Annotated in this window: 26 protein-coding genes; 8 read left to right on the forward strand and 18 right to left on the reverse strand. The window is 38.9% G+C overall.

Features of this window, described 5'->3' with window-relative positions; genetic code table 11:
* Nucleotides 1-395: 395 nt before the first annotated feature.
* The 10 genes from KQI38_RS05865 to KQI38_RS05910 all read right to left on the reverse strand — a co-directional run bounded on the left by KQI38_RS05865 (nucleotide 396) and on the right by KQI38_RS05910 (nucleotide 8,639).
* Nucleotides 396-572 carry a hypothetical protein gene (locus tag KQI38_RS05865; RefSeq protein ID WP_216556864.1) on the reverse strand — a complete coding sequence of 59 codons (177 nt, stop codon included), beginning with the start codon at nucleotides 570-572 and terminating at the stop codon, nucleotides 396-398.
* Between the two features lie 251 nt (nucleotides 573-823).
* Complete coding sequence (locus KQI38_RS05870) at nucleotides 824-1,114, reverse strand: hypothetical protein (protein WP_338114447.1); 291 nt, start codon at nucleotides 1,112-1,114, stop codon at nucleotides 824-826.
* Nucleotides 1,115-1,125: 11 nt separating this feature from the next.
* Nucleotides 1,126-1,902: a Fic family protein gene (locus KQI38_RS05875; protein WP_216556866.1), complete on the reverse strand. Its 777-nt coding sequence runs from the start codon at nucleotides 1,900-1,902 to the stop codon at nucleotides 1,126-1,128.
* 243 nt (nucleotides 1,903-2,145) lie between these two features.
* Nucleotides 2,146-3,789, reverse strand: a complete 1,644-nt coding sequence (locus KQI38_RS05880; RefSeq protein WP_216556869.1) for a recombinase family protein — start codon at nucleotides 3,787-3,789, stop codon at nucleotides 2,146-2,148.
* A 119-nt stretch (nucleotides 3,790-3,908) separates the two neighbouring features.
* Nucleotides 3,909-4,121, reverse strand: a complete 213-nt coding sequence (locus KQI38_RS05885; RefSeq protein WP_216556871.1) for a hypothetical protein — start codon at nucleotides 4,119-4,121, stop codon at nucleotides 3,909-3,911.
* A 32-nt stretch (nucleotides 4,122-4,153) separates the two neighbouring features.
* Nucleotides 4,154-5,407, reverse strand: coding sequence for a relaxase/mobilization nuclease domain-containing protein (locus KQI38_RS05890; RefSeq protein ID WP_216556873.1), 1,254 nt, complete (start codon nucleotides 5,405-5,407; stop codon nucleotides 4,154-4,156).
* Between the two features lie 47 nt (nucleotides 5,408-5,454).
* On the reverse strand, nucleotides 5,455-5,790 hold the full coding sequence (locus tag KQI38_RS05895) for a plasmid mobilization protein (RefSeq protein ID WP_216556875.1): 336 nt from the start codon (nucleotides 5,788-5,790) through the stop codon (nucleotides 5,455-5,457).
* Between the two features lie 456 nt (nucleotides 5,791-6,246).
* On the reverse strand, nucleotides 6,247-7,209 hold the full coding sequence (locus KQI38_RS05900; RefSeq protein ID WP_246565634.1) for an AAA family ATPase: 963 nt from the start codon (nucleotides 7,207-7,209) through the stop codon (nucleotides 6,247-6,249).
* Nucleotides 7,210-7,286: 77 nt separating this feature from the next.
* Nucleotides 7,287-8,225 (reverse strand): tyrosine recombinase XerC, encoded by a 939-nt coding sequence (locus KQI38_RS05905; protein ID WP_216556879.1) that lies wholly within the window; start codon nucleotides 8,223-8,225, stop codon nucleotides 7,287-7,289.
* Nucleotides 8,226-8,336: 111 nt separating this feature from the next.
* A complete protein-coding gene (locus KQI38_RS05910) occupies nucleotides 8,337-8,639 on the reverse strand; it encodes a DUF6809 family protein (protein ID WP_216556881.1) in 303 nt (100 codons plus the stop codon).
* A gap of 212 nt (nucleotides 8,640-8,851) precedes the next feature.
* On the opposite strand from KQI38_RS05910, the gene KQI38_RS05915 reads away from it, so the two are divergent.
* The 6 genes from KQI38_RS05915 to KQI38_RS05940 all read left to right on the forward strand — a co-directional run bounded on the left by KQI38_RS05915 (nucleotide 8,852) and on the right by KQI38_RS05940 (nucleotide 12,618).
* On the forward strand, nucleotides 8,852-9,463 hold the full coding sequence (locus KQI38_RS05915) for an L-2-amino-thiazoline-4-carboxylic acid hydrolase (RefSeq protein ID WP_216556882.1): 612 nt from the start codon (nucleotides 8,852-8,854) through the stop codon (nucleotides 9,461-9,463).
* A gap of 262 nt (nucleotides 9,464-9,725) precedes the next feature.
* The gene (locus tag KQI38_RS05920; RefSeq protein WP_216556884.1) at nucleotides 9,726-10,547 is read left to right on the forward strand and encodes a helix-turn-helix domain-containing protein; all 822 of its coding nucleotides are present in this window, start codon (nucleotides 9,726-9,728) and stop codon (nucleotides 10,545-10,547) included.
* Between the two features lie 3 nt (nucleotides 10,548-10,550).
* Nucleotides 10,551-11,021: a VOC family protein gene (locus tag KQI38_RS05925; protein ID WP_216556886.1), complete on the forward strand. Its 471-nt coding sequence runs from the start codon at nucleotides 10,551-10,553 to the stop codon at nucleotides 11,019-11,021.
* A 65-nt stretch (nucleotides 11,022-11,086) separates the two neighbouring features.
* Nucleotides 11,087-11,293, forward strand: a complete 207-nt coding sequence (locus KQI38_RS05930; RefSeq protein WP_216556888.1) for a hypothetical protein — start codon at nucleotides 11,087-11,089, stop codon at nucleotides 11,291-11,293.
* Between the two features lie 55 nt (nucleotides 11,294-11,348).
* Nucleotides 11,349-12,071, forward strand: coding sequence for a DUF5131 family protein (locus KQI38_RS05935; protein WP_216556890.1), 723 nt, complete (start codon nucleotides 11,349-11,351; stop codon nucleotides 12,069-12,071).
* Nucleotides 12,072-12,270: 199 nt separating this feature from the next.
* Entirely contained in the window at nucleotides 12,271-12,618 is a 348-nt protein-coding gene (locus KQI38_RS05940) for a hypothetical protein (RefSeq protein ID WP_018213991.1), read from the forward strand.
* A 101-nt stretch (nucleotides 12,619-12,719) separates the two neighbouring features.
* Here the strand turns inward: KQI38_RS05940 and KQI38_RS05945 are convergent, their stop codons facing one another.
* Genes KQI38_RS05945 through KQI38_RS05970 form a run of 6 tightly spaced genes read right to left on the reverse strand, consistent with a single transcriptional unit; the run spans nucleotide 12,720 to nucleotide 16,575 of the window.
* Nucleotides 12,720-13,358 carry a hypothetical protein gene (locus tag KQI38_RS05945; RefSeq protein WP_216556892.1) on the reverse strand — a complete coding sequence of 213 codons (639 nt, stop codon included), beginning with the start codon at nucleotides 13,356-13,358 and terminating at the stop codon, nucleotides 12,720-12,722.
* A gap of 2 nt (nucleotides 13,359-13,360) precedes the next feature.
* Nucleotides 13,361-13,618 carry a hypothetical protein gene (locus KQI38_RS05950; RefSeq protein ID WP_216556894.1) on the reverse strand — a complete coding sequence of 86 codons (258 nt, stop codon included), beginning with the start codon at nucleotides 13,616-13,618 and terminating at the stop codon, nucleotides 13,361-13,363.
* Between the two features lie 3 nt (nucleotides 13,619-13,621).
* Nucleotides 13,622-14,662, reverse strand: a complete 1,041-nt coding sequence (locus KQI38_RS05955) for a DNA cytosine methyltransferase (RefSeq protein ID WP_216556896.1) — start codon at nucleotides 14,660-14,662, stop codon at nucleotides 13,622-13,624.
* Nucleotides 14,631-15,293 (reverse strand): DNA cytosine methyltransferase, encoded by a 663-nt coding sequence (locus tag KQI38_RS05960; RefSeq protein ID WP_216556898.1) that lies wholly within the window; start codon nucleotides 15,291-15,293, stop codon nucleotides 14,631-14,633. The genes KQI38_RS05955 and KQI38_RS05960 overlap by 32 nt, the downstream gene beginning before the upstream one ends.
* 2 nt (nucleotides 15,294-15,295) lie before the next feature.
* Nucleotides 15,296-15,646 carry a DUF7768 domain-containing protein gene (locus tag KQI38_RS05965; protein ID WP_216556900.1) on the reverse strand — a complete coding sequence of 117 codons (351 nt, stop codon included), beginning with the start codon at nucleotides 15,644-15,646 and terminating at the stop codon, nucleotides 15,296-15,298.
* A gap of 20 nt (nucleotides 15,647-15,666) precedes the next feature.
* A complete protein-coding gene (locus KQI38_RS05970; RefSeq protein ID WP_338114449.1) occupies nucleotides 15,667-16,575 on the reverse strand; it encodes a conjugal transfer protein TrbL family protein in 909 nt (302 codons plus the stop codon).
* 285 nt (nucleotides 16,576-16,860) lie between these two features.
* Between KQI38_RS05970 and KQI38_RS05975 the strand changes: the two genes are divergently transcribed.
* Nucleotides 16,861-17,694 (forward strand): AraC family transcriptional regulator, encoded by an 834-nt coding sequence (locus KQI38_RS05975; protein ID WP_072974338.1) that lies wholly within the window; start codon nucleotides 16,861-16,863, stop codon nucleotides 17,692-17,694.
* A gap of 79 nt (nucleotides 17,695-17,773) precedes the next feature.
* Nucleotides 17,774-19,111, forward strand: a complete 1,338-nt coding sequence (locus KQI38_RS05980) for an MATE family efflux transporter (RefSeq protein ID WP_072974341.1) — start codon at nucleotides 17,774-17,776, stop codon at nucleotides 19,109-19,111.
* Between the two features lie 80 nt (nucleotides 19,112-19,191).
* Here KQI38_RS05980 and KQI38_RS05985 read toward each other — a convergent pair whose 3' ends face one another.
* Complete coding sequence (locus tag KQI38_RS05985; RefSeq protein WP_216556904.1) at nucleotides 19,192-19,533, reverse strand: DUF3852 domain-containing protein; 342 nt, start codon at nucleotides 19,531-19,533, stop codon at nucleotides 19,192-19,194.
* 25 nt (nucleotides 19,534-19,558) lie between these two features.
* Nucleotides 19,559-21,250 carry a DUF8193 domain-containing protein gene (locus KQI38_RS05990; protein ID WP_216556906.1) on the reverse strand — a complete coding sequence of 564 codons (1,692 nt, stop codon included), beginning with the start codon at nucleotides 21,248-21,250 and terminating at the stop codon, nucleotides 19,559-19,561.
* Nucleotides 21,251-21,268: the final 18 nt, after the last annotated feature.

The following is a 21,268-nucleotide window of genomic DNA, read 5'->3' on the forward strand; positions in this document are numbered from 1 at the left end:
TGATGATTTCATAGACGAAGCTTTATCATATGCAAAGCGAAATTTAGAGCAATCCAAAGAAACTTAGAGCAATTCTATGAAGATATTGTACTATTTTTTCATATTTAGTTTACAGAGCCAATTAAATAACTATTTTTGATTTTACTCTTTGTAATTCTGTTTGGTTGTTCATAAAAATCTCTCTCTTTTCAAGTTTAAGAAAATAAAAAGTGACTAAGATTCTTTTAAATTTAATTTCTTTCTTAATGTTCTTTTATCCTCAGTTGTAAATACTCACTAATTTCATCAACATCTTTTGAATGATAATACTGATCTGGAAATATTGTTTCAGCTTTAACTTTAAAGCTTTTGAGTCTACTTTTGTTTATATCTAACTCAATATCTTTTATCTCTTCCTACTTAACCAATTTTGCGAATAAAAAATTTATACCAGAAGGATGATAATGAATTCCCCTTTCATGAATTCCTTCCCCTACCATTGCAGATATTATAAATAGACTTGCCAATACTGCAAGTGCATAGTTTTTTAAAGAGTTTTCACCTGTAAAATACGGAATACCTATAAATAACAAAGGTAATATTATAGAAATAATAGCCCTAACCTGTGTAAGTTTTACGGAAAAGATAGATTGTTTTCATATTTTAAGATTATATATAATACCACCAATAAATACCAATGATAATATAAAATATATTACAATCTGTTTATCCATCCCTAATCACCCCTTGAATATTTACACCTTTTTTAACTGTTGCATTACATAAATTCAATGATATGACGCTTAATATAAAGAATACATCACATAAGCTTACGAACTCATGACTAAACATCTCGCATTTTCTTTTTTATTAAGAGTTTGATAATAATAGCAATAAATACAATCAATGCAACGACTAATCCATATATTTGAATGCTTGTATACCAAGGTACTGATTGAATTTCATATAAATCAGGATGTTTTGTATAATCAAAATATTTATATATGGAATGAGCTATAAATACGCCAATAGATGAACCAATTACAGAATTTAAAATAATATTTAATCTTTCAAGCATATTTTTTCCTCTTTCTACCATTATCTTTCTACTACATATAATTTTACTTATATTCACTAAATATCTTATTATTCCATCTTTATTCCACCATTATCCTGCTCTAGTTTAGGCAGTGGAATATGAAGGAGCCTTAAAAAATCCTTTTGTGATTCCAGTTCTCTTTCTATAATAAAGTTAATAAATGGACTATCATCTTCATGTGCCTTTTCAAGTAACGAAATATATTCAGTTCGTAAAATTGGCGGAATAAGTGCTGGCAGATATCCATCTTGTATCAATGCTGTATTCATTAATAGTCTAGCGACCCTACCGTTGCCATCTTTAAATGGATGAATGAATACGAATTTTTTATGAAGTAGTGCTGCAAATACAACTGGATGATACTTTTTTCTTTCTATATTTATCCATTTACATAAGTCATCAATTTCACTTTGAATATTTTCTTCCTTAGTAACCGGATAATTAGAGCCGGAAATAAATACAGGAATATCACGATATCTCCCTGCAAACTCTTCCTCAATATTTTGATAAAACAATTTATGCAGATAAAGGATGTCTTTCTCTATGATTTCTTTATTCCCAAGCAAAGTAAACATATAGTCATATGCTTTTGCATGATCTACGGCTTCAAACATATCTCTTAGAGGTCTTCCCCCGACAGTTAAACCATCTTCTATTAAAACCTTAGTTTCACTTTCAGTCAAAGAATTCCCCTCTAGTGCATTTGATGTCCATGTTAATCCAACACGATAAAAGTCTTTTATCTGCTTTAGCATTTCACCTTCAAATGGTCTTAATTCATTAATGGTATTTTGATATAAATCCAATTTTTCAATGCCTTCCATCATTTCACTCCTTTTTTATATATTTTTATATAGATATAGTATAGTTTTCATAATCCTTTAATTATACCAATTGTACCATATACCATTTATCAAATAAACTCATATTTTCTATCTCTACTTTATTTAATCATTGAAAATTACCCACCTCTCCCCATCATAATCTTCATATCTCTCTGTTGTTACATTCTGCTCACAGTAAACATACCTCTGGGAGATTTTTTATCCCCCATCTCTGGGGGACTCTTAAAACTCCAGTTTACCAATGAACTTGTAGGTGATGTCGATGGATTGATAAATCTCGCCGTTTTCATCAGTGCTTTTTTCGCCGATGTCGATGCGGTCAATGAGGGCATTCACGATTTTTGCATCCAACTGTTCAATGTGCTCCATGGATTTTATGACATCAATAAAGTTGCCAATGTCCTCTGCGCTCTTTTCACTGGCTGCCAAGCGTTCCTTGATTGATTCACTTTCCTCAATCAAATCGGTCTGCTCTACCTGCAACTTGGAACTAAGCATAGTGAAGTTACGGTCTGCAATAACATCTAAAGCTCTGTCCTCATACAGCTTTGCAAAAATACGCTCAATATCAGTAAGCCTTTTTTGGTTCTTAGTGAGTTGCTTTTCCAAGGATACGGTGGTAACACTTTGGCTGTCTGATTGGGCACTCTGTATTGCCTTGCGTACCTTGCTTTCATTAATTTGCACCATACCTATAATGCGGTTTAATCTCTGTCGTACCACCTCTGTAAGCATATCCAGAGAGGTATAATGGCTGGTACACCGTGCTTTGCCGTGGGAAGTATAGGTGGCACAGGTTAAATATTTGGTGACTGCTTTTGGTTTCCCATTCTTACCGATTTTTGGTTTTCGTGGTGCCTGTCCATAGTTCAACGCTTTTCCGCAGTCGGTACATTTGGCTATGCCTCTAAAAATATTTTTCCCATTGGCTTCGGTCGGAGACGGAGCACGAAATCTTTTTTGCACCGCATTCCACAGTTCCTGCGAAATAATCGGCTCGTGAGTATCCTCAATAACGATCTGGTCTTTCTTGGGCATCCTTTTCATCTTGCTTTTGTGGGTGGCTTTTCGATATCGTAAATGCACAGTGCTACCAAGATAAAAAGCATTTTTGACAATGGTAGAGATGGTTGCAATACTCCACTCATATCGATGCTCGGGTATTTCCATGTACTCGCTGTACTTCTCGCCACGCATATGCTTGACTGCAAGGGGTGTAGGAATTTTGCTTTCCCGTAGATAATCTCGGAGAATCCCTCGCCCCATTCCATCTGCATATTTTTCAAAAATCATCTGAACAATGGGGGCAGTTTCTTCATCGACGACCAGCTTGTTGTGATCGTTTGCATCTTTTTTGTAGCCGTAGGGTGCATAGGCTGCCAGAAATTGACCCTTGAGATATTTTGCATTTCGTGAGGCTCTTTGCTTTTTGCTAAGGTCTTTCACATACATGTCGTTCATGATAAACTTAAACGGAGCGAAGTCCACGCTTGAGCTATTCTTGTCGGCGGTGTCATATCCATCCCCGATGGCAATATATCTTACCTTGTTTTCGGGGAAGAATACCTCGGTGTAATAACCTGTCATGATGTAATCTCTGCCCAGACGGGAGAGGTCTTTGGTAATCACACAATTGATTTTTCCCTTGCCAATATCATCGATCATTCGTTGAAAATCAGGTCTTTCAAAGTTCAACCCTGAATACCCATCGTCTTGATAGATACATCCGATAGCCAAACCGTTTTCCTCACAGTACCGCTGTATAATATCTCTTTGAATGGTGATACTGCCGGACTCACCAACGTTGTCATCGTCCTCACGAGAAATTCTACAGTATATGCCTACTCTGTAATTTTGCTGTTCCATTCGAATCAAATCCTCCTTTTGTAAATGAAACAGCACATCAAGGTTTTGGTTTTGCAACACCAATATACCTTAATGTGCTGTGAATAGCTACTCTCAAAATCAAGAAATATCAAGAAATATCAAGCGGATTGGCGGCATTTATCTACAATCAGTTTTTCTAAAATTTCGTCAAGCTCCTTACCTTGTTCGGCAAATCGTTCCTTGATAAGGCAATTGATTTTCCCAAATCGAATTACAGTTCCAGTGTCATTTGCTGGTGCATGAACAGTAGAATCCGATTGTGTATTTTCATAATTTTTCATAGGCTGTCCTTTCTCCCTGTGGTAGGGCAAAAAAATAGCACCGAACATCTCTGCTCGGTGCATCACATTTTCATTTCAAAATCGTATCCGCTGTGGTCATCTTGCTTTTGACCAACACCCTTTTTGCGTTCGTGAACAACCTTTTGAGTGGTGCTATCCCTTACAGGAACATGCTGATTAGCTTGCTCCAATGATTTCCCAAGCTTAACAAAATCACTGCCAAGGTTAGCAATACCCACACCACCAAGGTCGTTTCCAATGTCCATTCCAACCTCGGCAATCTCAGCTTGGGCAGAGAAAAGGAACACTCTTTCTTGCTCCCAGCCTGTGATAAGGTCTGCTGTATCTTGGACAAACTCTTGCTCAATTGCTCCAGTTCCATCCTCGTGGGCAGGTTGTTCATCTGCGTTTTGATGCTGCTGGTTTGTTGCTGCAAGGCTTTCATCTGGCTCTGCAAATCCTCTATCCCATCCCAAATGAGGCTTTGGTTGTAAAACAGATTGTCCAACTTCTCCTGTGTCAGAGGAGAAGGAGTGGGCATCGGCTTTTGGGGTGACTGTGGTTTGTTCCGCTGTTTGAGTTCCTCCAGCGATAATTTCCTGTCTGATTCGTAGCTCAAGCTCCATCCTCTCCTTTAAATATTTTGATTCGTGCAAGCGGTCATCACGGCATTTCATACCCTTGGGGGTGGTGTAGGTAATATTTTTTCGGGTGTCTGTCCACTTGACACCGTAGCCCTCAAATTCCATCAGCTCGATAAATTGCTCCTTGCTGACAGCGTATTTCATACACTCGTCGATGGTATTCATCAACCGCATTTTCCAACTTTCACCCTTGGCTGCTGCGTGGTATTCAGCAACGCTCATGGACTTGCTATGCTCATGCTTTGGTTTCGGCTTGTAAACCTCAAAGCCATATTCCATGCACAGCCTGTCATTCAACTGCCGTATGGGTTCTATCTCCGGGGTGCTGATGTGAAACTTTCTGCCGGAGTCAAAGGCAACCGAGTTGATAATAAAGTGAGAATGTATATGGTCACGGTCGGTATGGGTGCAGATTAACACCTCGTAATCCTTGAAATACTCCGCCAGCTTGACCGCCATTTCGTGGGCAATCTTAGGCGGGACATCCTCACCCTTTGGGAAAGACTGCACCATGTGGTAGTACATACGACCGCTGTCTTTGCCGTGGTACAGCTTGGTGTTGATAAATTCGTGGTAGACCGTTTGGGGAGAACAGTTCAGCCCCGACACCAATCTCTCGCCCTCAAACAGGGTCTTTTCGGTTTTCATGGCATAGTTCATCACCGCAGACATACTGGCTCGTGACTGCTTTTTCTTAATCTTTGCGAAGCTTACAATGGCTATGCTGACCACCTCCTACGCTCTAAAATCTCTTTGAGATGGCTGTTGATTGCGACCATTTCCTCCTGCACACCGCTGAGATTAACAGCATTAATTCTTCCGCTGTGGGCAAGCACTGCAATCTGATTGAGGTTTCTGCCTACGGCTTTTAGCTCCTTGAGCACCTCAGCAAGGTCTGTAATAATGACTATCTCCTTGCCGAGACAGGTGGCAGTGACATAGTCGGTGAGGGTCTTGTTTGCCCTCTGTGCCTTGTGATGGATTTTCTCTAAATCCTCGGGTGTAATTCTTAGGTTTAATCTTGCGTTTTTCATGTGATACCTCGCTTTCTTCATGAGATGGGTTCGTTCTAAAGGGGTGCGGGTACACCCGCCCAGCAGCATCGGCGTGTAGCCGAATGCGATGCTGGCTCTCTCCTCGGAGAGAAAGTGGTAGCGGTAATTCCTGCGGTTAAATAGATAACTGACAGAGAAGAAAAATTGCACTCTGTGGGGTGCTTGGAATGGGTCGGCTGTGGGTGTCTGTTTTGGCTCACAAATCGCCTACAACGGCTTTGTTGGCGGTGGGTGGGGTAGTTACTCCCATCGCCGTTATAATCGGCACACTGGGGCGACAGTGCGGTCAAAATGCCCCATGTGCATCGGCATTAGAGCAGTTCATAGCAAATGTGTGGGTACTATGCCTACAGCGATCTGCCGTTACAAATTCCCCTTGTCAGTGGGGATGATAACGGCTGTTATTATCAGAGAAACAAGAGGGCAACAAGGCAGTGTCCTTAGAACCTTGCACTGTTACCCCCTTGGCAGTGAGGAGTACCATTTGTTATCTTTTCTAATTGATTTAACGCCGATGTTTTGTTTGGCTATTTTCAAGGTTCGGTTGGAAATCCCCATCTCTTTTGCCTGTGCGGTAATTTCCTCCGAAGCCATTTCACCATCAGAAAGCAAATCCCTCAACAGGTTTTCCGCTTGTGCTGTTTTACTGAGCAGTGAGCCGTTGCCGGCAAGCACTTCATCCACCGAGGTGTCACAGTAACCTTTCCATGCAAAGCCTGTTTCGGGGTTGAGCTCAAAGGCAATGGATTTTCCCTCGGGTGCAAGACTGCTTTTATCATGAGCAACAATACGGAGTGTCGGCTCATCTCTCACTCTGCCAACTACAAGCACACTTCGTGCTGCTGCACGGAAATCTATTGAGCCAAGACCACGGTATGAGGATTTACCGCCCTGCATTTTATTCATGTGTCCAACTAAAACAAAGGCACAGCCTGTTCTCTCCGCAAGCAGTGACAGTCGTTTCATGATAGGTCTGATTTCATTTGCTCGGTGCATATCCACATCCTCACCGAGGTAGGCTTGCATAGGGTCAAGCACAATCAGCTTTGCACCTGTGGCGGTGATAGCTTGCTCCAGTCGCTCGTCAGAGAGTGTCAGCTCGGTTTCATTTTCATCAATGACCAACACTCTTTCGCAGTCAGCACCGGCAGAGAGAAGGCGAGGCTTGATGGTGTCACCAAGACCATCCTCTGCTGTTTGGTAAATCACATTGATTGGATCTGCTCCAACTTCTTCTTCGGGCAGTGGTTCTCCGTTGGTGAGCAGTGCAATGAGGGCGAGGATAAAGGTTGTCTTGCCCTCGCCTGGGTCACCTTGGATGATGGTCACCTTGCCGTATGGAATGTAGGGATACCAAATCCAATGAACATCCTCTACATCCACATTGCTCATTTTGATTAGCTTTAATTGGTTGCTCAAAAAATCATCTCCTTTTCTCGGCTTTGTAGCCATTTGTGTGGTTGCCTACGGGGTGTCTCCTGTCGGCTGTGTTAGGGTTAAACACCGAACATTCCTGCAAGAGGATTGGAATTCACAGCTCTTTCCAATTGTTCTCCAGATACATGGGTGTAAATCTGAGTGGTAGCGATGCTATCGTGACCAAGTATTTGCTGCAAGGCACGGATATCTACTTTTCCATACTGGTACATCAGCGTGGCTGCTGTGTGACGAAGCTTGTGGGTAGATAATGTTTTGATGTCCAGTCCTGCTTTGGCAAGATACTTTTTCACCACATCCTGCACCGCTCGACCTGTCATTCTCTCACCATTTTTTGATATAAACAGAGCAGAGGTGCTTACTGTTCCTCTCACTGAAAGCCAGTCTGCTATGGCTTTCTTGGTTGCCGGAGTTAAAAAGATGGCTCGCTCTTTATTGCCCTTACCAATAATTCGAAGACTGTCAGCAGTTACCTGCTCCACATTAATGCTGGTAAGCTCCGACAGTCGCAATGCACAGTTTAAGAACATGGTAATAATGCAGTGGTCACGAGGGTTGTTTTCACACTCAATCAGCAAGCGAATTGATTCCTCCAACGTGAGGTGCTTTGGCATTCGCTTAGGGATTTTTGGTGTTTCCAGTTCCTCGGAAACATTATTGTCGATGACTTTGGCTTTTGTCTTGAGGTACTTCCAAAACTGGCGGATGGAAACGATTTTTCTTGCCCTGGTGCCAGCGGAAGCCTTTTTTTCATTTTGGCAATGCGAAATAAAAGCGTACATATCATTGAGCGTAATGCTACGGATAAACTCAGCATCCACAAAAGCTAAGTCATACCTATCACCGAATATGTTTCGCTGCTTTTTTAGAAATGAAAAAAACATTAAAACATCGGTGCGGTACTCAATTACTGTGTTCTGGCTCCTACCTTTAATGACTGTGAGGTAGTTGAGGTATTCCTCCAAAAGAGAAAAGCTGGTGTAATTTTTTAGTGCCATAGGGTTCTCCTTTCAACATTTGGTTTTATGCAAAAAGCACCGACCCGTCATAAAACAGGTCAGTGCTTTGAGACATCAGATTAAGTTCAGAGAATAAAAAATGGCGAACAGCTAACCGGTAATCGGTTTAAACTGTTCGCCATCTTTTTCAAATATTTCGAGTATCATTTTCGCTCCCATGCGGAAGCCGTCTGTGAAGCGTTCCTCTCCGCTGATGTAGAGCAAGTTACCTTGTGCCGTTATAAGATCCTGTAGAAGCTTTTGCTGTTGTTCATTCAGCTGTGCCATCAGTTTTTCTTCAAGCGCTGAAACTTCACGCTGCCCTTTTTGAAATTCGCTGCCGGGCACAACACTTTTTGCCACAGGGTTTAGGTTGCCGTGGTACAGTTCACTCAGTATTTTTTCTTTCTGCATTTTTCTCACCTCCTCAAGCACAACACAATACCATCTATCCCAGCAGAAAGCTATTCAGCAATGTTTACAATTCGACAGTTGAATTGATTACTTTAATATGGTAAACTTATTCTATATAGCTACCGAACAAAACTTTTTTGAAACGGTAGTGGTGAAAAAAATACCCAATGGGTAAAATTTATATTTTGTTTATAACATAAAGGAGTGAAAAAATGAATACATTCTTTATACCTGCTATAGAATGGAATTTATTTAGTGGCAGTTTTGAAAAAAATTTATCTCTATTCGATATTGCTAATCCAAAAGAAGTTATGAAAAAAGCGAAAGCAAAGTATTTTACAATTATCAAGGATATTCCATCGTTTCGGAAAAATGACATATTATTGACAACCCTGCTTAACGCTACAATATTGGCATCTGTTTACCTCTCTTTACCACAGAGGTTTGGCGTTAAACTTGTTGAAGAATATTATAGAAATTCTATGAATAATCATGTTATGAAACTAATGCTTAGAAAGAATAAAAACTTTAAAAAAGGATATCAGCGCAACCTTGAAAAAATTTCCATAAGGAGCCAAAAAGCAACAAATCCTTATACATGGCGTTTTAAATTTGTTAAGGGCAAAACCTTGGATAGTTATGATGCAATATTTGATAAATGTGGGATTTGTGTGTTGTATAAACAATTAGGCATTTTTGAAATTGTTCCTGCTCTATGCTCCTATGATTATGATATGGCTGAACAGACAAATTCAATTTTTACAAGAGAGTTTCGACTTGCAAATGGAGATGATGTTTGTGATTGTCACTATGAAAAACGTTAGTTGTTATTTATATAACAATGTTATTTCAATTGATTATGAGCATTTTAGGTAGGATAAGTTCAAATCCCTCGCTAAAAATGCACTCGCATCTATAACTACCAGCTCACTCAAAAGACCTACTTTTCCACTAAGGGAAAGGTAGGTCTTTTTCTATATCTAAAATGGTGATATAATAAGGTAAGATTATTTATATTTGCTTGATTCGCGTTAGTCGAAAATTATCATAAAAATGGACTTTGAAAAATAAGAGAGGGGGAATAATTTGATTATCAAAAATGGCAAGCAATTCAATATGTTTCCCTCACATGTGGGGCTGAGAAAATATATTCAATATTACAACATCGTGTTTCCGTCGAATGATACGTTTATGGCACACTATACGCTTATGCCTAACGCATGTGGAACATTGTCGCTTGCTTTTGACGGAAACGCAGTAATTGCTGAACTGTGGGGAGCATCTTTAACCCCTGTTTTGTTAGGAATAGAACCAAATAGTTATCATGTCCTGCTACTTATCCAGCTTTCACCCTATGGTTTGTATCAAATTACCCGACAAAGCCAAATAGAGTTTGCAGATAAGCGACTTTCGCTTGCGGATATTGACAATGAGCTGTTTGATTCGCTGTATCAGGCTTTTGTAGCATCAAAAACTGTATGCGAAATGGTAAATACTTGTGAGAAAATTTTATACAAACGCATGGATAAGCATGTTGTTTCGGACTCTTTGTTGTTGGCAACCAAAGTGATTTCTGATAATTATGGGCAAATACAAGTGAAAGAAGTTGCTGGACAATGCCATTATAGTGAGCGACAGCTAAACCGCTTGTTTCTTGCGCAAATTGGAATGAATGTTAAGGACCTTGTACGCTTAACACGCTTTAATTATGTATTAAAGCACATTCAAAAATCGCCTTGCTTTTTTGCGGCATTGTCGCAACAAGCCGGATATTTCGACCAAGCCCATTTTGATAAAGATTTCAAGGCTATCAGTGGTGTTACCCCTCAAAAGTATCTGAAAACAATGTCGGATTTTTACTATGATGGAACAGAGATATACAATACAATATCCTCAAAGGAGGATTGAAAAATGAAATATCAAGGTTGTCTTTTAGCGGTTAAGGATATAGCCGCATCGAAACACTTTTATGAAAAGGTGCTTCATCAAAATGCAGTCATGGATATTGGCGTGCATGTGACATTTGAGGGCTTTTCTCTGCAACAAGGATATGCCGAACTCGTTGGTATATCAATAGATAGCGTGATAGAGCAATCACATAACTTTCAAGTCTATTTTGAGGTGGAAGATTTAGACAAGGTGTACGCCGAAATGAAAAGCATATCCAGTTTGCAATGGGTACATGAAATCAAAGAATACCCGTGGGGGCAGCGTGACATTCGGGTATATGACCCCGACAAGCACATTGTAGAAATTGCAGAGGATATGACCACGGTTATCAAACGCTTTTTTAATCAAGGCATGTCGGCAGAAGAAGTTGCTACACGCACAATGTTCCCTCTTGAGGTTGTAAAACAGTATGCGTTAGGCTTTGGTATGTGATACATGGCGGCTTTGGTAAATCAAAGCCGCTATTTTATTCCAAACAAGATCGGAGGAGACGGACAATGAGTAAATATGAGCCGCTTTGGAAGGCGATAAGTCAACGCACGGAGAACAGCTTCGCGTTGACCTATGCCGAGATTGAACAGATTCTGGGCTTTCCCATCGATCACGCCTTTTTAACCTTCAAGAAGGAGCTGCCCGCCTACGGCTACGAGGTGGGTAAGATCTCCATGAAGGCACGGACGGTGGCGTTCAAACGCTGCGTTTGACAAGCGGCTGCGTTTCTGCTATCATCGGCTTCACCCATCCAAGAGGAGGTACACTATGAACTGGGAGCCATGGACAGGCTGTTACAAAATAAGTGATGGCTGTACAAATTGCTATTTTTATGGGCCACATGCGAAACGCTATGGCCAAAACACAATACAAAAAACAGATAAATTTGATTGGCCCGCAAGGAAAAATGCAAAGGGCGAATACAATATCAAAGGCAACAAAATTCTTCCAACCTGTTTTGCGACTGACTTTTTCCTGCCAGAAGCAGACGAGTGGCGTAAAGACATTTGGGCTATCATCAAGGAAAGAACTGATATTGATTTCTTGATTTTAACAAAGCGAATTGACCGTTTTCTCGTATCACTTCCACCCGATTGGGGTGCAGGCTATGACAATGTGAATATTGGTTGTACTGTCGAAAATCAAGAATTAGCCGATTACAGACTTCCTCTCTTTTTATCCTATCCGATAAAGCGGCGGTTCATCGCTTGTGCCCCACTCTTAGAAAAGATAGATTTGACACCGTATCTTCGTGGAGTAGACCATGTGACTGTTGGTGGCGAAACAGGGCGAGAATCCCGTATATGTGACTATGATTGGGTACTTAATATTCGGGAGCAATGCGTAAAAGCAGATGTAACATTTTGGTTCAAAAATACAGGCTCGTTTTTTAAATGTGACGGCGTAGTGAAAAAAATAAATCCATTTAAGCAAACAGGTATAGCGAAAGAGCTTGGTATCGATATTTTAGATGGAAAAAGGTTATTTTGATAAAACGACATAGTGTAAAACATTATTTCCTATTTTACTTCATGAATGTTCTGAACGAACCAAATGAGCATAAAGTGTGTCTACGTGTGAGTTTAAATCCCCTATAAAAACAGCTTTACATCTACAATTACCAGACTGCTCAAAATTCTGATATAATTAAATAAAGATTATTTATATAATGTGCGAGGTGGTGCAATAAATGTTTAATGAAATTTGTATCTATGAGGCAAAGATTGAAAAGCAAGAGGAAATTGAGCAACTTATGAAAGAGGTTGCCGCCTTTTATATGGAGCAAGATGGTGTTATTGAAGTTAGATATATCAAACGCACCCACCGCCAAACAGATTTTAATGCCGTTAAAGAAGGGGCATTGCCTGTTCGCCTCACACGCAATGTAGGCAAAGTCACTTATGTTTTACATTGGACTGTTAGAGATGAAGAAACTCACGCAAGGGTGTCAAAGTTAGGGTTAGAGCATTTTTACAAGCGGTGGAACAGATGCTTAACCACTATGCCAAAAATTATTTTGGGTGAAAACATTGTGTAAGGGTATGAGCACACACCTTACTGAAACTAAATTAGCACTGCTAAAGCTAATCTTGATTACACTTCAACAAGGGCAACTCCATTGAGTGGGTTGCCTTTCGTTTATCCGCAAAGAGGACAGCCAAATCTAACCGTTTGGCTGTCCTCTTTATTGATAACTGTGTTTGCAAAACCTTTTGATGTGCTGTATAAATTATTCTCCCTAAAGTGGGTGTACTGCTCATAATATACTCCAAGGAATCTTTTAATATCTGCATTATCTGCTCTTCTAGCTGCAAATCCTTGATCCTTTAAACTTTTTTCTATCCTTGAAAGATAAGGAAACACATTTGATTCCTTTTCATCTTTAAGACGAATAATAATTAGAAACTCTCGGGCAGTTGCCATCTGTACTTGCATTCTATCAAGATTTATACTATCTTGTTGCAATAGTTTTCTTATAACAGGATTTTGTTCCATATCCATTCTTCTTTTTAAATATTGCTTATTGTCATCAAAGTTTTCCTTTGAATTAAGACACAGCATTTCGATTTCAGCTATTCCTTTTAGTACTGTCATAAGTGCATATATCCTAGCACTTACATTTTCATCAGATAACACTGAAATATTGGTTGGATGAATAATAAAATATACTAATTCACCATATTGAGTTTTTATGCTGTAATCTGTAATTCCATCAATGCCAATCAACTCTCTTGTAGACTGTTTTTGTCTTTCTTTTTGTTTCTGTTTTCTGCTCAATCTTATAACCTCCATTCAAAAATTTGCTGTTTTAAAAGAAAAAAGGCACAGGCATATCGAATAAAATTCAATATACTTGTGCCTTCAAATTGTATAGTTAAAAATGCATAGACTGCTGTTATTACAATTGGTGGCATAAATCCTAGTTGCGCTAGAGCAAATACAGAAATAAGAAGTCCTACTCCTATGACTCCAATGTCTTTTAATTCCCATAGCCACAATGTTGCCTTGGCTTTTAGATTATCGGGATACATATACATTCTTTACTCATCTCCTTCTTCTTTAAACTTTCTTAAAAAATAAGCAATCCCTCGCATAATAAAATCTACACAGGGGATTGCTACACTGTTACCAAGAGCCTTATACCTTCCACTATCCGATGATTTTTCAATATTAGTCCATCCATCTGGAAATCCTTGAAGCCTTTCACATTCCAAAGGAGTAAGTCTGCGAACTAGATTTCTTGTAGTTACTAGATTCTCACTTCCTCCACCATTATCTCCCCCTCCTGCTCTAAGAGTTGCACAACCTTCTTTATAATTGGCGAACTCTGATTGTCCGAATATGGTCTTTTCATAATCTACAATACACTTATCCTGGCTCACGTATTGACTACCAATGCCTTTTTCATCCCCTACGCATAATGTACCTACTATATCTTGATATGTTTTAGGTGGAAAACAAACAGCATGGATGTCACTTGTAGTAAGGGTATAACTGATATCTTCTTGAAATCCACACCCATTTCCACCATTATGTTCTTGTCTATCTATGATATTTCCTGCAATACAATAGCTTTCTGGAATAATTGGCTTTGATAATAAAGGTACATTATTCCCACCTGTTCCATAGGTTGCTGCTATTGTTGGTGCAACCCTAAGTGGTCCATTATATCTACAATCTCTACCATGATTATCAAATAAAGAAGGTTGATTTTCTATTACTATAGGCAAATTTCCACCCATACTAGCTCGTAAAGTAGAAGTAATATTTTCTGTTATATCCATTCGATTACCACCCTGATCATTAAGGCATAGCATGGGTTCTGCAATATCTGCAATAAATGTCTGCATCTGCATATTTTGTGTTGCCATCAATGCTCCTGATATTCCATTTAAGTCAATTCCTTCATTACGCTGATTAATGCGATATGCCTTGTATTTAGTGGATATATCCTTGTTAAAGTCTTGTTCTATTCCCTTAATCCCTGCTTGAATCTCCAAAGCTGTTTTTAATTGTTTTGGCAGTTCCTTGCCCCTTAACTTTGACCTCCTAAGTATTCCTAAACAAGCTTTCTTGCTCAAATAATATTTTGGGTGCGGTGTGTCCTCCAAAATCTGCCACAAGAAAGATTCTTTTACGTCTTTGGCCGACACCCCAGTATTGAGCATCGAGAACTCTCCAAGCAACGGAGAATTCATATCCCAATATGCACCCAGCAGATTTCCATATCCCTCTCGGAGGTCTAGGTATAGATATGGTGCTGTCTGCAATTCTTGTGGTTTCTTCAAGTACCGCTTGGAAATCTTCTCCTCCTGTGCTTGAGAATGCTCCGGGGACATTTTCCCAAACGAAGTATCGAGGTCGTATAAGGTGATTTGCCTTTCCTTCTCTTCCATCTTTATACCTCATTTCTTTTGTAATTCTAATTTGCTCCATAAATAGTCCTGAGCGTTCACCAGCAAGTCCTGCCCTCGTGCCTGCCACGGATAGATCTTGACATGGTGATCCCCCAGTAATGATATCAACAGGGGGTAATCCTTCTCCTTTTAATTTTGTGATATCACCAACATGGACCATATCAGGAAATCTTATCTTTGTCACTTCAATGGGAAAGGACTCTATCTCACTTGCCCATATAGGAATGATTCCGTTACAAACAGCGGCAAGGGGAAATCCTCCTATCCCATCAAAAAGACTCCCCAAGGTAATCATTTTTACATTCCTAACCTTGAGAGAGTCTGTTCTTTTGTTTCCATATGAAGATGTGTAATTCTTTTTATAGGAATGCCTCTTTCTCTTGCAAATTCAATTTCTTCGAACATCCCACTTGAAATATTATCACCGAATGCCCAAAGCTCATCGCATTTAGTCAAAACTTCCTTTCCTAAACTGATTCCTAATTCTCTTTCTTCTGGATTATTATCATCTAAAACCTGAGGATAGAGAAGATGAGGACAAAAAAAGGCATTACCTTCATTTAACACATATCGGCAAGCCTGTTTCGCATGCTCTATATTCTTTTCTATATCTCCTTTATATGGAGATGCTACAAATATTAGTTTCATAAAATCCTCCATTTCTATTATTATTTTGGTACTGCCTGTACGATAGTTTTTGTAGTGTTAACTGCTGCTTGTGCTGTATAAACTGCACTCATTATATTAGCCTTTGTAGATGTATCAAGTCCAAACGCCCCAGCAATCCTCGGTACTTCTCCTGCTGATAGCATTAAGCCCAGCCCTAATAATGCATGATCTTTTACTACCATTAGTCCAGCTGTCAATATGGTTGCCTGTAAAAATGTCGTAAGACAAAGACCAATTATTTGCTTACACCATTGAATAAAGCCATCAATGTAGCCACGAGGAACAGAAAACATATAAAGGCTTCCAACTGCTACCTGTATCAGTAAAATTCCACCTCTTTTAAGATTAGCAAAAAATACTTTAATCACTGCATAACCCATTAAAATAATAATAAACAGAGCCATAAATGGACTTGTTATTATATAAAGTCCACCAAATATTCCTGAACTACCGACTCTGGTAACATCTCCTGCATTATTTAATGTTGTAATAATATTTGAAGCTAGTTCACTAATTCCAGTACCATATCCTGTAATTCCTGCAGTTAAACTTGCTTGTAAGTTAACAGATAATTTATATAGTTCTATTGGTACAATTGTAAATAGACTTACTGCCATAAATCCTTTAATTGCATTTAAGCCTGCATCTTTAATACTCCCCCTTCCATTTTGATATTCAATACCTGTTTCAAAGCATGATACCACAAGACCTGTTCCATATAATGACCAGGCAAGATAAGAGAAAAACAGAACGATTGACTGTACCCAGCTCATCTCAAAAAGTTCTACTCCCATATTCCCCATATTAGCAAAGAAATCAGCAAGAAAACCTACAAGTTGACCATAGATCCAATCAATTATTTGATCCATAACATCGCCTAATATAAAATCCCATATAAATATTTTTATCGCCTCCTTTCCTTAAAATTTAAAAAGACAAAGCATCTTTACACAATGTGCCATATTTATATAATTTACATTTCAAGTATTGTCCAGAGTATCCTTGCAAAAGGATGGTGAGCGAATTTTCGCTTCCCAATTGATTAAACCTGCTGTTTGTTCATATTTAAAAGTTGAAGTAAAGTCTTTACTATGGTAAAATTACTAAATACTATTCAGGGGTAATTAAGCTCTATGAGTTCATTGATATACCCATTTACAAATAACTGTGTTTCAAAAATAAAGGGAGGAAAAATGATAACCAATGAATATATAAATCGTGCAATAGACTATATCTTAAATCATATCAATGAAAATATATCTGTTGATGAGATCGCCTCTCATTGCAATTTTTCAAGATATTACTTTTCCAGAATGTTTAAAATGGAAACTGGAGAAAGCATCTATGAATTTATCAAACGAGTGAAAATGGAGCAAAGTGCGTTTCGCTTAAAGGTTGAGAAAGCCAGAAGTATCACCGATATCAGCTGTGATTACGGTTACAGTTCATCGAACTACAGCTCTGCTTTTAAGCAGCATCACAATCTATCTCCAAGCGAATTTCGGCGTAGTATTACGCAAAAATCTTTAGCAAACCCAATTTTTAGTAATGCTGCTATAGGGTTAGAGTCATTTGAGGAGTGCGACAAAAAAATTTCCATAGAAGTTCTTGAGGATTGTCCTATTATATACGAACGGCATAAAGGAAATTATGGAGACTTATCGGTGCATTGGGGAGCTTTTCAAGAAAAATATAAGGAATATATCACCGAGTTAACGCTGCTTCTTGAGCGCACCTATGATGACCCGTCCATTACCGATATAAACGAATGCCTATATGACATCTGCATGACTGCCCCGGAAGGCTGTAAGCTTGAAAACACCTATGTGCTAAAAGGTGGAAAATTTGCTATTTATCACTTCAAAGGTTTGGTAAAGCAGATATACACTTCTTACCAAAGCATTTTCAATGTGTGGTTGCCACAGAGTAACTGTGAAATTGATAATCGCTATGGATTTGAGATTTACAGAAAGATAGACTGTGATTCCATGTATATGGAAATTGATCTTTGTATTCCAATCAAATAAAGCACAAAAACAGAAGTATTTTTCTTTTCATTCCTTTATCCTTTATAGTGTGAACAATGGATATAGGGAGGAAATGAAAATGAATTTAGAGAGCATTCAAAACAACAAAATCAAAACAATTTTACAATTTTCGATTCCATCGATTATTGCAATGGTGCTGACCTCACTGATTACGGTTGCCGATGGTTTTTTTATTGGAAACTATGTGGGAAAAGAAGGTCTTGCTGCGGTTAACTTAGGGATACCGATTGTCTATTTATACCTTGCAGTGGGACTCATGGTCTCGGTAGGCGGCGTGGCAATCGCTGGAATGTCCCTTGGCGGTGGAGATATCAAAAAGTGCAACAGTGTTTTTAATCAGACCATGTGTACGGCAATGGTTGCAACCGTCCTGCTCAGCGTCATCATGTGGCTCTGCCTTGACCCGATACTTCAACTCTTAAATGCCGATGCGCAAGTGGCGGGATTTTTCAAGGACTATTATGGCATTATGTTGCTGGAGCTTCCAATTATGGTGATAAACGCATCCTTTGGTATGTTTATCAGAGGAGAGGGTAAGCCACAGTATTTTATGCAAGTCAACATTTTAAATGTGTTGCTCAATATTCTGCTTGATTATTTGTTTATCCGCTGGTTTAGCTGGGGTGTAAAGGGTATTGCTGTTGCCTCATTGCTTGCAGCTATTGTTACACTATTGTGCATTCTTTACTTTTTCATCAAGAAGTCAAGCGTATATAAATTTCGTAGATTTGATTTTTCGGGCGAGGTGCTGACCAGTACACTCCTCAATGGCAGTTCAGAATTTGTCGGTGAAATGTCGCTGAGTATTTCTATGTTTGCCTATAACTATGTGATACTAAAAAATATCGGCATAGACGGTGTGACTGCATTTACCATCGTGGGCTATATTGCCTATATCTTTAGCATGGTAATTATCGGTTTTGGACAGGGTGCAAGCCCACTCATCAGCTTTGCTTATGGTGCAAAGGAACATTTGCTTGCAACAAGCCTGCGTAAGATAACCAACTTCATGGTGCTGATTGCGGGAGTAGTGGTGCTTTCCTTCGTGTTAGTTTGTTCCGAGTGGTACAGCAGTCTGTTCGTTAAAAGCGAAGTCGTGGAGCAGATGGTGCATTCGGGGGGAATAATCTATGCCGTTTCGTTTCTGTTTTCAGGAATTAATACAATTTCCTCTTTTTACTTTACTTCGATTGGCAGAGCAAAAGAGTCAGCCATCATATCTTCTGCACGAGGTTTAGTCATTCTGCTGATTTGTATTTTCACCTTTCCACCGCTGTTTGGTATGACAGGAGTATGGCTTGTCGCACCGATTACAGAAGTGCTGACCTTACTTTTGAGCTTGTTTTTTATAGGAAAAGAAAGCAAAAACAGATTACACAGATTAGAACAAGATTGATATTTAATCCGTGCACACCAATCTTACTAACATCCAAGTTGAGCCGCTACATCTTTACATGGTGTAGCGGCTCTCGTTTGTTATATTCCAAGTATCGTCCAAATATATTTTGGTGCTGTTAAGGTAAATACCAAACACGCAAACAAAATTGCTGGCCCACTCCACTCAAATTGTCCATGTTTTCGATAATCAAAATAAGCCATGCCGAGTTTAGCAAAGAAAAACACTGCTAAAATAAGATCTATTGCAGGAAACACAACTTTATTTACTACAGTCTTTATTTGCCCAGATGCATCTTTCCAAGTACCCTCGATTGCTCCTGCTACATCTCCCGAACCTGCAGCAAAAGCTGTAGTGTTAAACATTAAAGTAAATATTAATACTATGCATATAGCTAATGTACTTTTCTTATATATCCTCATAAAATCCACCTTTCTTTTTCTGTATTTAAGGTTTTAGGGGTGCAATATGCCAATCCTGCCATAGGTTCCCCCTTATTGTAAGTGAGTCTGTAAGGTTTATAGAGAGCATTCCATCAGGAGTCCATGCATCTATGACCCAAGTATTTACTGTATATGCTCCATCTGGCATCCATATTGGAGTAAAATGTGTACGATTCTTATAAGTGGAGTAATTGTTTTTCTTAAGTTCAAACCTAGCATTTGAACCATTGGAAACACGCTCTAATAATCTCCAATAGGTTTCATATCGAAATTCTGGGAAATAAGAAACAGCATTTTGAGGATAGGTAATTGCAGAACTTTGATTACTACTCACATTGCATGTTACTAATTGATTAATGCCATATCCACTTTTAAAAGTACTTCCACTTCCAGTAGGATTCTTACTATCGTTTGTAATTCTCATATCAGCAGAAAGCCTTGCACTATATTGGTCAAGGTCAAACTCCCACCATCCATGATCACACCAATATCCTGAATCCTCACCCATACTATGCCATACCCAATATTCCTGCCACCACGGACTCCATATACTCCAATTGGCGATTGTTTTCTGCTCCCTATTTGGAACAGGAGCATGTGAAAATTTATCATTTCTATCATCAGCTACAGGATTTGGAGGCGGATTCTTATCTAAATCAACAATCCTTACATTGATAATCGATTTTGTTGTACTTCCTGAACCATGTACACTTACATTAATAATCATATCCTGCTCTGTATCAGGAGTAGTCCATTTTACCCAAGCAAGTTGTGAATCACCTCTGGGATAATACACATTTCCAACATTATAGGTTCTACCTTCAATTTCAAAGCTCACATATGTTGGATTATCAGGATCAGACTGCCCTCCACTTACCATTACTGATGTAATTACTTCAGTATTTACTCTGTATTCATAATCATACGTGCTTACAACTGGTGGTTCTGGTTTCTCTGTAAAGCGAACAATTCCAAGACCTAAAGAAGACTTTATATCTGCATTGGATGCTGGAGTTGATGTACTGCCTCTCCATGCAGGATATCCTAAATCCCCTACCTCTAAAAACATAGCAAGGGGCAAGTTTTTATGAGATAAGGAGACCATTTTACTTCTTAATAATCCATTTACCTGCTCATCATACATGGCTGCTTCTGTTGCAGTTGTAGCAACCATAACCCCTTGAAATGTATAATATGCCATAGGTTCTAGGAGTAATTTATAATCTCCGCCAATTAATATGTCATAATCCATTCCTGTGATTTCAGAAATCCTTTTTATTGTATATTCAGAACAAAAATACTTTTTTATTGCATCTATATTATTTTTTCCATCCGTACTCACTATTCTTGGCATTGCTTGTGCTGAATTATAATAGGAATATGAACCTTGGATAGGTGATAAATTCCTCCCACTGTTATAATGAATCTTGGATACCTTACCAAAGTGAAACATAGTTGATGGAGGTTGTTTATTAGTAAAATCTATTGGAATAGTCACTACTGAATGATCACTGGCACGAACTACAGTTATACGCACTCCATCATAACCAGATGACCATTTATTGTCACTTGCACCACTTCCCATTCCTCCACCGCCTGAATCTATGTTTCCATCTCCGACTGCAAACACAGAAATAGGTATTGTTAAACTAAGTATCATTAAAATGGCTATAAAAAATGTTAATATTCTCTTCATGGAATCTCCTTTCTGCAA

This window comes from Tissierella carlieri, assembly GCF_018917285.1.
Lineage (GTDB): Bacteria > Bacillota > Clostridia > Tissierellales > Tissierellaceae > Tissierella > Tissierella carlieri.

Bases quoted from the DNA above. Each gene is read 5' to 3' on its own strand.
- KQI38_RS05930 (WP_216556888.1), top strand. From the start codon at position 11,087: ATGAGTAAATATGAGCCGCTTTGGAAGGCGATAAGTCAACGCACGGAG.
- KQI38_RS05990 (WP_216556906.1), bottom strand. From the start codon at position 21,250: ATGAAGAGAATATTAACATTTTTTATAGCCATTTTAATGATACTTAGT.
- KQI38_RS05950 (WP_216556894.1), bottom strand. From the start codon at position 13,618: ATGTATATGTATCCCGATAATCTAAAAGCCAAGGCAACATTGTGGCTA.
- KQI38_RS05935 (WP_216556890.1), top strand. From the start codon at position 11,349: ATGAACTGGGAGCCATGGACAGGCTGTTACAAAATAAGTGATGGCTGT.
- KQI38_RS05905 (WP_216556879.1), bottom strand. From the start codon at position 8,225: ATGGCACTAAAAAATTACACCAGCTTTTCTCTTTTGGAGGAATACCTC.
- KQI38_RS05965 (WP_216556900.1), bottom strand. From the start codon at position 15,646: ATGAAACTAATATTTGTAGCATCTCCATATAAAGGAGATATAGAAAAG.
- KQI38_RS05925 (WP_216556886.1), top strand. From the start codon at position 10,551: ATGAAATATCAAGGTTGTCTTTTAGCGGTTAAGGATATAGCCGCATCG.
- KQI38_RS05880 (WP_216556869.1), bottom strand. From the start codon at position 3,789: ATGGAACAGCAAAATTACAGAGTAGGCATATACTGTAGAATTTCTCGT.
- KQI38_RS05895 (WP_216556875.1), bottom strand. From the start codon at position 5,790: ATGAAGAAAGCGAGGTATCACATGAAAAACGCAAGATTAAACCTAAGA.
- KQI38_RS05960 (WP_216556898.1), bottom strand. From the start codon at position 15,293: ATGATTACCTTGGGGAGTCTTTTTGATGGGATAGGAGGATTTCCCCTT.
- KQI38_RS05910 (WP_216556881.1), bottom strand. From the start codon at position 8,639: ATGCAGAAAGAAAAAATACTGAGTGAACTGTACCACGGCAACCTAAAC.
- KQI38_RS05915 (WP_216556882.1), top strand. From the start codon at position 8,852: ATGAATACATTCTTTATACCTGCTATAGAATGGAATTTATTTAGTGGC.
- KQI38_RS05975 (WP_072974338.1), top strand. From the start codon at position 16,861: ATGATAACCAATGAATATATAAATCGTGCAATAGACTATATCTTAAAT.
- KQI38_RS05940 (WP_018213991.1), top strand. From the start codon at position 12,271: ATGTTTAATGAAATTTGTATCTATGAGGCAAAGATTGAAAAGCAAGAG.
- KQI38_RS05980 (WP_072974341.1), top strand. From the start codon at position 17,774: ATGAATTTAGAGAGCATTCAAAACAACAAAATCAAAACAATTTTACAA.
- KQI38_RS05985 (WP_216556904.1), bottom strand. From the start codon at position 19,533: ATGAGGATATATAAGAAAAGTACATTAGCTATATGCATAGTATTAATA.
- KQI38_RS05875 (WP_216556866.1), bottom strand. From the start codon at position 1,902: ATGGAAGGCATTGAAAAATTGGATTTATATCAAAATACCATTAATGAA.
- KQI38_RS05890 (WP_216556873.1), bottom strand. From the start codon at position 5,407: ATGTCTGCGGTGATGAACTATGCCATGAAAACCGAAAAGACCCTGTTT.